The organism is Algoriphagus litoralis, from assembly GCF_003259255.1.
Lineage (GTDB): Bacteria > Bacteroidota > Bacteroidia > Cytophagales > Cyclobacteriaceae > Algoriphagus > Algoriphagus litoralis.
On record NZ_QGOL01000007.1, the window covers coordinates 14,543 to 27,893 of the forward strand.

Genomic DNA, 13,351 nt, shown 5'->3' on the forward strand with positions numbered 1-13,351 from the left:
TTCCACGAATGTAAATGCCACAAGACGAAATCAGCAAAGAAATCGAATCAAAATTTGGTAACCAGCTTAGAGTCCGCGTCAATGGTATCCTAATCGAAAATGACAAGCTGCTGATGCTCAAGCATCACATGGGTGGGGGAAAAATTCTCTGGTCAGTACCAGGTGGTGGAATGATCTATGGCACTGATGCTAAAGAAAACCTGCAAAGAGAATATCTGGAAGAAACAAATCTCAATGTGGAGGTTGTCAGCTACCTATTCGTACATGAATACTTAAATCCCCCGCTGCATGCCATGGAGCATTTTTTTGCGGTAAAAAGGATAAACGGCAGTGTTAAATTGGGAAAAGACCCTGAACTTTCAGGAGCAAATCAAATCTTGGACGAAATCTCTTGGAAAACCATCAGTGAAATAAAAAGTATTCCAAAAGATTCCCTTCATCAGGTATTTTGGGGAATTAAATCCCTTTCTGAGCTGGGATTGTGGAATGGATATTTTAATTTTGGAAATATTTCCATAAAATAGCACGTTTTAAAAACCTCAACCTTAACCAGATTTCTAAATCTTTATCAAAATGAATCTTACAAAAATTCTCTCAGTTGTTTTCTTCGTTGTAGCCATGGTCCTGGGTTACCTCCTATGGAAGGGTGTAAATGATGTAGTTGAAGAAGAAAAAAGAATTGCTTTGCTGGAAGCAGCTACCATCGAAAAGTTGGAAATGCTCAGAGAAGCTCAGCTAGCATACCAAGCCTCTAACGGAAAATATGCAAGCACCTGGGATTCATTGAAGATGTTCATTGAAAACGGGACAATTTGGATGGTTCAGCGGAAAGAGACCACAAAATTGCTTGACTACGGAGCTGAAGAGATCACCGTGCAGTTTGATACCCTTGGATCAGTTGCAGTAATGGATTCTTTATTCAATGAGCGAAAATATCCAGACTTCAATATCGACCTGCTGCCTGTAGTTCCAGGATCTGGAGGAAAGCAATTTGAATTCTTTGCAGACAAAGTTGAAAAAACAGGAGGTTACCTAGTGAACGTGTTCGAAATCAGAGACCCTTCACCGATCAACCCTGAGCGAAGAGCCAATAACAAAGAAAAAGCATTAAGAGTGGGTTCAAGAACAGACGCATCTACTGAAGGTAACTGGAAATAATCCCTCTGGATTTTGGAAAACAACCTGAAGGTGTATAAAAGTGATAAGTTTGATGTGGTTGACATCTCGAGCTTATCACTTTTTATTTACCCTAAATCACTGATTATTTTTGCCAAAGATCAAAATCAGGCTAACATTGGAATTCACAATTATTCGAATTTTAGCCTTGGAAAGTTGGAGGGATTTTTCAGTTCTGACCCGCTGCTAAAGCAAGATGTACCGGTCAAAATCTATTTTCATCAGCCGACCTTTGGATTGATCCCCGGGGTACTTTACCAGCCTGGTAAAGAGCAAAACTACCTGGGATTCGCCACAGAAGTCCCCCCTTCAGCTAAGTATTTCTCCTCGTCTTTGGATAGCAACAACTTACAGATTGTAAGCCTTATCTCCTCAGAGCTTAAGAAAAATCTCGAAGCGAGATATTCAGAAATCACACTCCATCACGGCGGCTGTTCCTTCCTTTCTTATCTGTTTAAAGAACGCTTCAACCTAATCGGTCAGGAGATTTTGGTGTATTATTTCCAGTCTCATATTTACCTGGCCGCATTCACTGATCAGGATCTTAGCCTCTTTAATATGTTTGAGATATCTTCAAAAGAAGACATTCTCAAGTACATTTTGATCACCATAGAGCAGCTCAAATATGACCGCAACTATGTCAGGATCAGTATATTTGGAGCAACTAATTCCAGTAAAATCACAGAAGATTGGGGAAATGATTATTTCCAGAACTTCAAACTGGCAAATCCTCATGCCAATCAGAATTATTCCCATGGATTCAAACATCTGAAGGAAGAGAATATCTTTGAGACCTACTGGCAATACGATTAATCCATGAAGAAAACAGCAATTTTTCCGGGTTCATTCGATCCTTTTACGATGGGACACCATGATATCGTCTTGCGTAGTCTCAACCTTTTTGACGAAGTGATTGTCAGTATCGGCTACAACTCCACAAAAAAAAATCGCTACTTCGACGTGGATCTGATGGTCTCCAAGATTAAAGGAGTATATGCTGAGGAGCCCAGGGTACAGGTGGTGGTTTACAATGAACTTACCTCAACCCTAGCCAAAAAATACCAAGCTCAATTTCTTATTCGTGGATTACGAAATACAACTGACTTCGAATACGAAAACACCATCAGTCAAATGAACAGGTACCTAAACCCAGAACTTGAAACGGTTTTTTTGATCACCTCGCCGCAGTATGCCGCGATCAGTTCTACCGTGATCAGGGAGGTACACCGCTACGGTGGGGACGTAAGTGAATTTTTGCCTTTTCCGATTTAGATTTTGATATGGTTTTTCAGGTACTGTTTGAACAAATACCGCATCGATGGATAGGAGTTGATCAACGCAGTTTTGGCATCTCCCTCTGAAAGCCACAAAATTTCCTCAATTCCCTCTTCTTCCTGCGGTTTCATACCAGCATCGTTAACCGAATCCATTGCAAACCAGTAGGTCTTTTTCAGGATACTTTTACGATTTTGAGTATACGTATGCCACGTGTTGCAGATATGTACGCCGAGCTTCACTTTGACATTGGTTTCTTCTTCGACTTCCCTTTTGGCACATTCAGCAGGTGTCTCGCCTTTGTCAAACTTCCCTTTGGGAAAGTCCCACTTCCCAAGGCGATAGATCATGAGGATTTTGTTTTTTTTCGAGACAATCCCTCCAGCAGCTTTGATAATCACAAAGCGGCTTTTGATGAAATTCTTCATCGCTTTCTTGTCCTTGGTGACCAACGTGATGGAATCAAGTTCCTTCATTTTTCGAGTCCGAAGCAAATAAAGCAGCCGGATAATGAGATCCTGGCTGGGTTCATGAAAAAGAATATCATCTGCCCACTCCATATCTGCTGGAAACTCCTCAAGATTGGAAAAGATGTAATCGTATGATTTGGCTGGATCGAGCTCATCATAACCGATCAACTCCATTGGCTTGTCATTGACAAAGATTCTCATGGTAAGACTCTGCTGGATAAAGTGCGTCGGTCAAAAATGCATAAAAAAATCAGGCAGTACAATCTTAAGGTGAATGATTCCATTAATTTTAAACCATGGAAATATTAGACCAAAGCATAGCGGCCGAAGTTGCCGACAAACTCCTCGAAATACAAGCCATTAGGCTCCAACCGGAAAAGCCCTTCACTTGGGCATCAGGCTGGAAATCACCAATTTATTGTGACAATAGACTTTCACTTTCTTTTCCAGAAGTGAGAAATATGATCAAAAATAGCCTGGTCGATAGTGTTACACATTTTTTTCAAAATGTAGAAGCAATAGCCGGCGTAGCAACTGCGGGAATTCCTCAAGGAGCATTGATCGCCAATGAACTCGGGCTTCCATTCATCTACGTCCGATCCAAACCCAAAGGTCACGGCATGGAAAATATGATCGAAGGCAAAGTCACACCAGGTCAAAAAGTAGTAGTTGTTGAGGATCTAGTCTCTACAGGAGGAAGCTCGCTCAAGGCTGCCGAAGACTTAAAAAATGCAGGATTTGACGTCTTAGGCATGGTTGCCATATTTAGCTATGGCTTCGAAGTAGCTGCCCAAAACTTTGCCAATGCCGGTGTTAAACTTGTCTGTTTGAGTCATTATGATGCGCTATTGCCAATCGCTGTCAAGCGCAACTATGTCTCTTCCGAAATGCTCGAATCACTCGCCGAGTGGAGAAAAGATCCAGGAAGCTGGAAGCAATAAAAAATGAAAGCCGGAACTTCCGGCTTTTTTACTTTTCGAAAAGACCGATTGATCCACCTACCCAGTCTTTGTCCTTATTGAATTTCACACCGATCATCTCTCCCCGACTGAGTCGGACCAGATTACCAACGATGGTTGGACTTTGATCTTTCTCTGGCCAGAGGCAGAGGATTCGAACCTCCACTTTGACCTTTCCATCGGGTGATTCCACGACGGGAGCATAGTGAACCTTCTTTTGCAAAATAAACAGGTCCTTATCCTTTACAGCTTCCACGTCTTCCTTTTTCACATGAAAAACCACACCGGCTCCGGAAAATGAAAACAATGGCTTCAAAACATAATTTTCCAAATCATCGGGAATCACTTCCAGTTCGCTAAGCAATTTGGTCTCGATAAAATAGTCCCCACGTAAATAGGGAAGAATGAATTTCGAAATTCGCGTATACCAATTTGGATGACCTGCCCATTCCACATCCAGTTCTTCTTCAAAACTAAAGGCCAACTTTAGATCTTTTCTCAGATCCAGTTCATCAAATATTACCCGGTTGTAAATCCTTCGAATTCTGACTTTCACTCCGGCTGCATTGACATAAAACAATTGCCGGCCTACTTTGATAACCTCGGTAACACATTCGATCTGAATTCCGAGATCCTTTTTGGCGTAATAAAAGTCGATTTTCGTGTTTTGCTTTTCCGGCTCAATTTCCAGCAATACCACTTCTTCGGCAGAATAATTTCCAAATACCACTTCCTTGAGCAAGTCAAGGTAGATCGATTCGTTCACTCCTTGTGGATAAGGCGACAACTCAGCGAGAAAGGGATAATGGGTAAGGTATTTTCGGAAGAGATTAAACTGAAAGTTGAAAATGGAGGGAAATCCCTGAACCTCGATGAGTTTGGGAATCAACTGTCCATTTTCTTCACAAATCCCAAAATCAATGGCTAAAAACTGGGTATGCTCGTCCTCATTTGGGACGGAAGTATTCAGCTCGACAGACCTTTGGGTCAATTCTTTGAAATCTGGTCTTTTGATAAAATCAATCACCTCCTGGCTAGCCTGAAGGATTTGTTTGCCAAGGCTTTTGGGAATAAAAAAGGGCGTCTCCGCTATTCTGAAAGTGGGCTTATATTGAAAATCCGAGGCAATATCATCCAATAGCGCCTGGTATTTTTCAGGGGTAAAAGATGCGTTAAACCGGGATCGGAAGGATTCAATCATGGAAAATCAAGTCAGCGATGGGGTGTTTACCAGCTTTAGTTTTTGAATGGATTGTTCCAAAAAATTAGGAATCAGCGTTTCATTGGTTTTGTATACTTTATTTTCGTCCACCAGGTCCTCGAGCATTGTTCGAAACTTAGTTTTCCCTTTGAGTTCAATGATTTTCTCTTTCACCATAGGCTTTTTCAAATGCTCCAAAAAGCTAACTGCATCTGCCTCAGGATGAAATTGAGTCCCGACAATTTCGGCTGAAAACCGAATCGCCATAATTGCCCGTTCGTATTCTACATGGTTTCGGATTTTCTCCAAGGCAATTATTTTGGAGCCCAGCGCTTTGAATTTTCTTTTGTCCGGCTGTAAAACTTGGTAATCTCTTGAATCTACTGCCCAGAATGGATTATCCAGATTTGCAAAAAGCGGATCCTGCAATCCTTCGGGGGTTTTATGGACAGTCATCACGCCAAATGATGTGGATTTCCGTTTACTGAGTTGTCCCAAACCAAAATGCTTGCAAGCCATTTGGAAGGAATGGCAGATGAGCAACAGATACTTTTTCTTGGCATGATTCATATTCCATATCCAGACTTGATCCAGAAAATCATTGTAGCGCAAATCCCAATTGCCGTCTCCCTCGGTTGGATTGCCGGGGCCACCAGTGGAGATAAACATATCAAAATTGCGGATATCGGGAAGTTCTGCCTTTCCCCTGACATCAAATTCTCTGTAGCTGATTTCACTGGAAAATCTGGAAAGAATATCGTGGATGCAGCGCATGCCCTGATTGGGTTCGCCATCGTACATGTCCAAAATTGCCAGATTTACTTTTTTCTTTCCCACTGTGGAGTGTTGGTTGGTCTACGAACAAAGGTAATCAATGACTCAAATCCCCTCGGTAAATTTGCTGGTAATAAAATCAACAACTGCTTCCAAGCTCCCTGTTTTATCAAACACCTCCAATTGCTGATCCGCTCCGGTTCCTTTTTCGAGGATTTTGTGGACATAATTGATCTCTTCTCGGCTACCCAGCTCGTCTACTACGTCTTCGACAAAGTCAAGCAACTCCATGATCAGGTCCTTGGTCGGCACTTCTATCTTCCTCCCAAAATCGATCAAAAGTCCCTCCACACCATTTCTAGCAGCCCGGAATTTATTTTCACGAATCAAAGCAATCCGATAGATGTTAAAGCTGGTATTACTCATCAGCAGCTTATACAACTTAGCGACTACAGCCTGAATGAGCGCCACGATACAAATCGTCTCGTCCACGGTCAGACACATGTCACAGATACGGAATTCAATAGTACTGAAGAAAGGATGCATCCGAAGGTCCCACCAGATCTTCTTTGGATTATCGATGCAATTAGTCTTGACCAAAATCTCCAAAAAATTATCATAAGACTGAACTGAATCGAAATATTCAGGAAGTCCTGTCCTTGGGAATTTCGCAAAAACCTTGGCCCGAAATGCCTTGAAACCAGTATTTCTACCTTCCCAGAAGGGAGAATTGGTCGTCAACGCATAGATATGCGGCAAGAAATAGCAGGCTTGATTCATGAGCTGAAGCGCAATCTCCCTACTTTCAATACCTACATGCACATGCAATCCAAAAATCAGGTTGGATCGGGCAATATCCTTCAGCTCATTGACGATATTATGATAGCGCGGATCATCCGTGATCTCTTGATCTTGCCATTTGGCAAAAGGGTGCGTACTGGATGCCCCGACCACCAATCCCTGTGCTGAAGCTAGTTCGAATATTTTATTCCGGAGAAAAGAAACCTCCCTTCGAGCCTCAGCTACATTTTGGCAAACATTCGTTCCGACTTCTACTACGGATTGGTGCATCTCAGCTTTGACTTGCTCTTTCAGCGTGATCTTACCCCCTTCCACGATTTTTGACATGTGAGATCGCAGATCCCGAGTCACCGGATCAATAATCATGTACTCTTCTTCTACCCCTAGCGTGAATTTGGGGAGCTGTTTGGAAATGTTTGCCATACCCTTATTCCTTAAAATCTTTTGGCCATCTCGACCGAGTTTTTCATAAATGTGCCCCAAGTAAGGTTCATTTTACCGGGCTTTTGGGCTTTGGCGTAAGCTATAGCCATTTTAGCTGCCTCCTCGACTACCCACTCAAAATTTGCCTGTCCTACAGAATTGATATCCGCATCCGGTGCAGGGTTACCAAAATCAATGGCATAGGGAATTCCATCTCTGACAGCAAACTCCACGGTATTGAAATCATACCCCAACCCAGTACATAACTTGATGGTATAATCTTTCACAGTGCTGAGTAATTTTTTCGAGGCGGGAGCTTTGTCTACCACATAGCGGAGGTGATGCGGATTGCGTGGTTCATATTCCATGATTCGCACAGCCTTGCCGCCCAGACAATACACTCGGAAATATTCATCAAAGACAATTTCCTCCTGGAGGAGCATCACCAATTGGCCTGTTTCAGGATGTTTCTGAAAAAACTCTTCCTTGTTTTCCAATCGATAGACATTCTTCCAGCCTCCACCTGCATAGGGCTTCATGTAGGCAGGAAATCCCGTATAATCGAAAATCCCCTCCCAGTCCAGCGGTGCCACGAGATTTCGGAACGACTTCGATGTGGTGTCATCCGGATGCTTGGCAGAGGGTAAAATCACCGTTTTGGGTAATGGGACCCCGAGCTGATCTGCCAGACAGTTGTTGAAAAACTTGTCATCTGCACTCCACCAAAAGGGATTGTTGATGACAGCTGTGCCGGTTAGGGCGGCATTTTTGAGATAGGCTCTATAGAATGGAACATCTTGGGAGATTCGATCGATAATTACCGCGTACTCTGTTAGTTTATTCTGAATCACCTTGTCTATTTGGACGGGTTCAGCGACGATGCCCTTTGGGGCAGTTTGATTTACCCGTTCTACAAATGCATGGGGAAAAGTATCCTCCATCCCGAAAAGTATCCCTATTTTCTTCATAATTATTTCGATTAAAATTGATTCGCCTTAGTTGAATTTGATGGTTGATAAATAGTGCGGAAACATTTCCTTCCAAACTGGCCAGTCGTGTTGCTTTTCATGCCTGACATCAAACCAATGTGGTACATTCCGCTGCTCCAGGACCTGATGGAGCTTAATATTGGCATCGTAGCAGATATCCCAATTGGATGTTCCAAGGACTATTTTCATGTTCCAAAGCTCATGATCATGTAGTCCTGGCAAATATTCCAGTGGACTGTTGTAATAAATATCATCGTGCTGATAGCCATCCATAAAACTCCGAATGTCAAAAGCACCACTCATGCTGAACAAGTGGCTGACATATCCCGGGTGTCTAAATGAAAAATTGGCGGCATGGTATCCTCCAAAACTGCACCCTGCCATCGCGACCTTGGATACAGGAGTATTGAGTCGAATTCGCTCTACGATCTCATGGCAAATCATCTTGTCATAGGCGACGTGATTTTGAATCCGCTGGTGAGGATGAATGCCTTTGTTGTAGAAACTATCCGCATCATTGCTGCTCGGACAAAAGATCTGAATCAACCCCTGATCAATAAACCATTTGGCCGAACCGATCAATCCCATGTCCCTATTTTCATGAAATGAACCCTTAGAAGTAGGAAACACTACTACCGGATAGCCTGCATGACCAAATACCAACATCTCCACTTCCTTATTCAGATGTGGCGAATACCACTTGAAATATTCTTCCTTCATAAATTATTTTTTGATCAAGAAAAACCAGGCCTACTAACTGTTACCAAATACTAGTCAAAATTCATTGAAAAAAAAAAATCGAAGCAAAACCGATGATGAAGTATCCGTTAATTTTCGGATTGCTGATCGGCCGATGGCTTACTTTTTAAAAAACAGATTCCGTATCAGGCCGGATAGAATACTAAGCCCTAAAATTGAAACAAAAATCCATTTGCCTGTCGTGAAAATGGAGGCTAAGCTTCCCAGGTTCAGGTGCTGTTCGGGCAAGTGACCAAGCATCTCTAGGACCATGACGTTTTCGAAAAAATCCAACACCATAATGGAAATTGGGATCAGGATCGTCCATGGCCTTCCCCACAGTTTGAACATGACTCCTGAGAAAAATAGGCCATAAATTAGGATGTAAGGCATGTCCAAAGCTAGAATTCCAAATCTGTAGCGCTTCAATCCATTTTCATCCAATTGAAGAATCGAATCATAGGCTTCTTTTGCCGAATAGGCGAACTTCAAGTCCAAGGCTTGCTCTTTGGGCATAAACTGCCCAAGAAGAAAATTAGCCAAAAGAACTAGTGCAAACAGCAAAAGGAGTATTTTCCAATTGCTTAGAATTTGGAGCGGGGACTTCATAGCTGAGGGATTAAGCAGGGTTTGTGACATTTAATTACCTGAAAAATTAAAAATTTTACAAACTATTTATTTTGTTTTTCAAGTTGTCTAGTTCGTGCCCTATTGATTTCTCCCAAAAACCTACCTGTCCCTATGCAAGAGTCAAGTGGTTAATTCTTAAATCTTTTCTTCCCTAAACCATTCTGCGTACATGGGATAGTTTCGGGCAGTGCGGAGAATTACTTCCTCCATTTCAGGCCCGGTGGCTTTCACTTTTTTAGCAGGCATTCCGGCATAGATTGAGTTCGGCTCCACTACCGTATTTGCCAGGACTACTGCTCCTGCTGCGATCACGGCACCGGAATGAACTATGGCGCCATCCATCACTATTGCTCCCATTCCGATCAATACCCGGTCATGAATGGTGCATCCGTGGACACAGGCATTGTGGGCGATCGAGACTTGATTCCCAATGTAGGTTCCCGCTTTTTGGTAGGTACAATGGATAACTGCACCATCTTGGATATTGGTATCATCTCCGATTCTGATTTCATGCACATCACCTCGGATTACGGCATTAAACCAAACGGTGCAGTTTTTACCCAAGACTACATCCCCTACCACAGTTGCATTTGGTGCCAGCCAACACCTGTCTCCAAATTTCGGGCTCTTGCCCCGTACTTCCATTATCAATGCCATCAGTTCGGATTTTTAGATTTGCGAAAAATCTTACCCCTTAAAAGATTTTTTTTTCAAAGTTGAACTTTTTTAGAGTCATGCGGTTTTCCGTGTATATACATGTAAATTTTAGAAAACCAATCCAAAAAAAGCACAATGAAATTAACCAAACAAATCGGTCTATTCGTAGCTGCATCCATGCTTGCCTTTGCTTGTGGTGCGCCTTCAGAAACAGTTGAAACCAGCGAAGCTCAGGAAGTAGCAGAAGCAGCTGGAAAAGAATTATCGCTAAACCTTGACCAATCTACTATTGCTTGGAGAGGATATAAGCCAACTGGCCAGCATTTCGGAAAAATCCCTGCTACTACAGGTAAACTTATCGTAGCGGATGGAACTATCACAGGAGGTTCTTTCACGTTTGACATTCCGGGCTTGACCATCGAAGACATGGAAGCAGGTTCTGAGTTTCATGGAAAACTGTACACGCACCTTCAGTCAGCTGACTTCTTTGACGCTGCAAATTTCCCAACCGCAACTTTTGAAATCACCGGAGCGGAGCCTTTCACAGCCAATGATCAAATCACTGACAAAGAAGAATTTGTATCTGATAATACCCCAAACGCAGCCAGCTCACTTTCACCTGATGCTCCTACACACTGGATCAGCGGGAATTTGACAATGAGAGGTACGACCAAAAACATTAAGTTCCCTGCAGCTGTTACTATCACCGACGGTGTAGTGAAAGCCAAAGCAGGCTTCAACATCGATAGAACTGCTTGGGGACTTGCCTATGGCGACGAAGCCACTGCAGCTGACAAAGCGAAAGATCAGTTCATCTACAATACCGTATCTCTGGTATTGGATGTGACCGCTCAATAATTAACCAACTACCCAATGATAAAAGAGGGATTCTTCGGAATTCCTCTTTTTTTTGTAACCCAATGAATAAGTTTCCGATTTTCTACCCAATGAATTTTCCCAAATGGAAGGAAAAGCTGAGCTATTGGGCAGAAGAAAAATTTCAATTTATAGCTTTGACTCAGGGTAATGATCATGACTATCCCCAAGGTCCCTTTGACAACTTATTTTTTGCAGGAAATACAGAACTATCAGAAGACGAACTTTGGCAATCTCAACTATTCAAGGTTGGGATTTTTGGCTACGATTTCAAAAATCAGATTGAACAATTGACCAGTCAAAACCTGGAGTATTTTCCACTTCCTGAGCTTTGTTTTTTTGAGCCGGAAATGGCCCTTCAGTTGACTCCGGATGGCTTTTATACATCAACTGAGTTTTCCGAAGCTCATTTGTATGAAATCGCGAATCAAGCAATACCTGAACAGGCCTTATTTCTCTGTCAAGTGAACCCAGAAATAACCCGGGAAGAATATTTGGACCGGGTTCACAGGATTCAAAATGAAATATTGGAAGGAAACACCTATGAAATAAATTTCTGTCAGTCATTTTCTGGATCATTTGATTCCTGGAATCCAGTAGCCGCATTTTTCAGATTAAATGAGCTATCCAAGATGCCTTTTGCAGCCTTATTTAAAGCGAAGAATCAGTGGTTGATTTCTGCTTCTCCAGAGCGTTTCTTGAAAAAAATCGGTTCCAAGCTCATCGCTCAGCCTATCAAAGGGACAAGCCGAAGAGGGATTCAAGCGGAGGAAGACTCTAAAAATCGGGATAAACTCATCTCCAGCGAAAAAGAGCGCGCAGAAAATCTCATGATCACTGACCTGATGCGGAATGATCTCGCCCGGGTATCACAAACGGGTTCGGTAAAAGTAGAGGAGCTTTTCGGGATTTATCCTTTTCCCAGAGTTTGGCAGATGATCAGTACTGTGAGTTCAGCAGTCAGGCCAGGAGTTTCCCTAAAAGAAATAATTCACGCGACTTTCCCAATGGGATCCATGACCGGAGCGCCGAAGATCAGCACCATGAAAATTATCGAGCGGGAAGAATGTTTTAAACGGGGTTGGTTTTCGGGTGCTTTTGGTTGGATCGATACTAGTGGAAACTTTGATTTTTCGGTAGTGATTCGCTCGATCATTGCTGATTTGGAAGCGAAAAAGCTCTATTTTGGAGTGGGTAGTGCCATCACCATCGACGCCTCAGCAGAGCTGGAGTATGAGGAATGTACCCTTAAAGCCCAAGCCCTATTTGAGTTGCTCCGTGGAACCTAATCAAGAGAACCTCCCTCCCATTCGTAAGATCATCCATGTGGATATGGATGCTTATTATGCATCGGTGGAGCAATTGGACCATCCGGAGTGGAGAGGTAAGCCCTTGGTCGTAGGAGGAAATGAAGCACGGGGTGTGATCGCAGCTGCAAGTTATGAAGCCCGAAAATTTGGAATCTTCTCCGCAATGTCTTCAGCCTTGGCTGCCAAGAAATGCCCCCACCTAATTTTTGCACGTCCACGATTTGACCGATACAAGGAAATCTCCCTGCAGATTCGGGAGATTTTTCATGAATACACGGACCTGGTCGAGCCGCTTTCGCTGGATGAAGCCTTTCTGGATGTAACCGAAAACAAAGCAGGACTCAAGTCCGCAATTCTGATTGCAAAACATATCCGGTCAAAGATCAAGGATAAAACCGGACTCAATGCCTCTGCAGGGGTCAGTTACAATAAATTTCTTGCAAAAATCGCTTCTGACTTAAACAAACCAAATGGTCAAGCGGTGATTTTGCCCGAAGAAGCCGAAGCTTTCCTGGAAAAATTGCCTATCGGAAAATTCTTCGGTATCGGTAAAGTCACCGCAGAGAAAATGCAAAGCCTGGGCATTCACAACGGCAAAGATCTGAAGGACTATTCCCTTCAGTTTTTGACCAAGAAATTTGGTAAATCTGGGCTTCACTATTTTAATATCGTGAGAGGTATCCATCTTTCTGAAGTTCAGCCGCATCGGGTCAGAAAGTCACTGAGTGCTGAAAATACTTTTGAAAAAGACCTAATTACGCTTCAGGAATTAGAACAAAATCTCAGACCCGTCTTCGATGAAGTCATTCGCAGGATCGAGCGAAACGGAATCAAAGGACGAACGATCACGCTCAAAATCAAGCATTCAGATTTTACCCTCCAAACTCGCAGCCGGACGCTTGAACAATATCCTAATGAAGAAACTTTTTGGAAAATCGCACTGGAATTACTGCATCAGGAGGAGATTATGCAGCCCGTTCGGCTCTTGGGTTTAGGAATTTCAAATTTAAATATCACCGAAGAGCAAATTCATTTTGGGGAGCAATTGAGGATTCCTTTTGACCAAGGATAA

The 13,351-nt window shown here is 42.8% G+C and carries 16 protein-coding genes; 8 read left to right on the plus strand and 8 right to left on the minus strand.

From position 1 onward, the window contains the following. Positions 1 to 14: 14 nt before the first annotated feature. From DK188_RS07665 to coaD, 4 genes are read left to right on the plus strand one after another with little or no spacing between them, the layout of a single operon-like run. Positions 15 to 524: an NUDIX domain-containing protein gene (locus DK188_RS07665; RefSeq protein ID WP_111670240.1), complete on the plus strand. Its 510-nt coding sequence runs from the start codon at positions 15 to 17 to the stop codon at positions 522 to 524. 49 nt (positions 525 to 573) lie between these two features. Further along, positions 574 to 1,158 carry a hypothetical protein gene (locus DK188_RS07670; protein WP_111670241.1) on the plus strand — a complete coding sequence of 195 codons (585 nt, stop codon included), beginning with the start codon at positions 574 to 576 and terminating at the stop codon, positions 1,156 to 1,158. A 12-nt stretch (positions 1,159 to 1,170) separates the two neighbouring features. Then, positions 1,171 to 1,989 (plus strand): DUF3822 family protein, encoded by an 819-nt coding sequence (locus tag DK188_RS07675; protein WP_157963191.1) that lies wholly within the window; start codon positions 1,171 to 1,173, stop codon positions 1,987 to 1,989. A gap of 3 nt (positions 1,990 to 1,992) precedes the next feature. Then, positions 1,993 to 2,448 carry a pantetheine-phosphate adenylyltransferase gene (gene coaD / locus DK188_RS07680; protein WP_111670243.1) on the plus strand — a complete coding sequence of 152 codons (456 nt, stop codon included), beginning with the start codon at positions 1,993 to 1,995 and terminating at the stop codon, positions 2,446 to 2,448. On the opposite strand, the gene DK188_RS07685 is transcribed toward coaD, so the two are convergent. Then, positions 2,445 to 3,122 carry an NUDIX hydrolase gene (locus DK188_RS07685; protein WP_111670244.1) on the minus strand — a complete coding sequence of 226 codons (678 nt, stop codon included), beginning with the start codon at positions 3,120 to 3,122 and terminating at the stop codon, positions 2,445 to 2,447. The two genes, coaD and DK188_RS07685, sit on opposite strands and share 4 nt — an antisense overlap. A 95-nt stretch (positions 3,123 to 3,217) precedes the next feature. Between DK188_RS07685 and pyrE the strand changes: the two genes are divergently transcribed. Next, positions 3,218 to 3,862, plus strand: a complete 645-nt coding sequence (pyrE, locus tag DK188_RS07690; RefSeq protein ID WP_111670245.1) for an orotate phosphoribosyltransferase — start codon at positions 3,218 to 3,220, stop codon at positions 3,860 to 3,862. A gap of 28 nt (positions 3,863 to 3,890) precedes the next feature. Here the strand turns inward: pyrE and DK188_RS07695 are convergent, their stop codons facing one another. The 7 genes from DK188_RS07695 to DK188_RS07725 form a co-directional block, all read right to left on the minus strand. Beyond that, positions 3,891 to 5,081, minus strand: a complete 1,191-nt coding sequence (locus DK188_RS07695) for a hypothetical protein (protein ID WP_111670246.1) — start codon at positions 5,079 to 5,081, stop codon at positions 3,891 to 3,893. Between the two features lie 6 nt (positions 5,082 to 5,087). Continuing rightward, a complete protein-coding gene (locus DK188_RS07700; RefSeq protein ID WP_317046863.1) occupies positions 5,088 to 5,918 on the minus strand; it encodes a type 1 glutamine amidotransferase in 831 nt (276 codons plus the stop codon). A gap of 42 nt (positions 5,919 to 5,960) precedes the next feature. Next, positions 5,961 to 7,079, minus strand: a complete 1,119-nt coding sequence (locus tag DK188_RS07705) for a carboxylate-amine ligase (protein WP_111670247.1) — start codon at positions 7,077 to 7,079, stop codon at positions 5,961 to 5,963. A gap of 11 nt (positions 7,080 to 7,090) precedes the next feature. Further along, entirely contained in the window at positions 7,091 to 8,047 is a 957-nt protein-coding gene (locus DK188_RS07710) for an ATP-grasp domain-containing protein (RefSeq protein WP_111670248.1), read from the minus strand. 27 nt (positions 8,048 to 8,074) lie between these two features. After that, on the minus strand, positions 8,075 to 8,788 hold the full coding sequence (locus tag DK188_RS07715) for an esterase family protein (protein ID WP_111670249.1): 714 nt from the start codon (positions 8,786 to 8,788) through the stop codon (positions 8,075 to 8,077). A 138-nt stretch (positions 8,789 to 8,926) separates the two neighbouring features. Further along, on the minus strand, positions 8,927 to 9,415 hold the full coding sequence (locus tag DK188_RS07720) for a hypothetical protein (RefSeq protein ID WP_157963192.1): 489 nt from the start codon (positions 9,413 to 9,415) through the stop codon (positions 8,927 to 8,929). Between the two features lie 156 nt (positions 9,416 to 9,571). Continuing rightward, positions 9,572 to 10,093 carry a gamma carbonic anhydrase family protein gene (locus DK188_RS07725; RefSeq protein ID WP_111670251.1) on the minus strand — a complete coding sequence of 174 codons (522 nt, stop codon included), beginning with the start codon at positions 10,091 to 10,093 and terminating at the stop codon, positions 9,572 to 9,574. 135 nt (positions 10,094 to 10,228) lie between these two features. On the opposite strand from DK188_RS07725, the gene DK188_RS07730 reads away from it, so the two are divergent. The 3 genes from DK188_RS07730 to dinB all read left to right on the plus strand — a co-directional run bounded on the left by DK188_RS07730 (position 10,229) and on the right by dinB (position 13,351). After that, positions 10,229 to 10,951, plus strand: coding sequence for a YceI family protein (locus tag DK188_RS07730; protein WP_111670252.1), 723 nt, complete (start codon positions 10,229 to 10,231; stop codon positions 10,949 to 10,951). Between the two features lie 89 nt (positions 10,952 to 11,040). Further along, positions 11,041 to 12,258 carry an anthranilate synthase component I family protein gene (locus DK188_RS07735; RefSeq protein ID WP_232825685.1) on the plus strand — a complete coding sequence of 406 codons (1,218 nt, stop codon included), beginning with the start codon at positions 11,041 to 11,043 and terminating at the stop codon, positions 12,256 to 12,258. Continuing rightward, on the plus strand, positions 12,248 to 13,351 hold the full coding sequence (gene dinB, locus DK188_RS07740) for a DNA polymerase IV (RefSeq protein WP_262512135.1): 1,104 nt from the start codon (positions 12,248 to 12,250) through the stop codon (positions 13,349 to 13,351). Before DK188_RS07735 ends, dinB begins: the two co-directional genes overlap by 11 nt.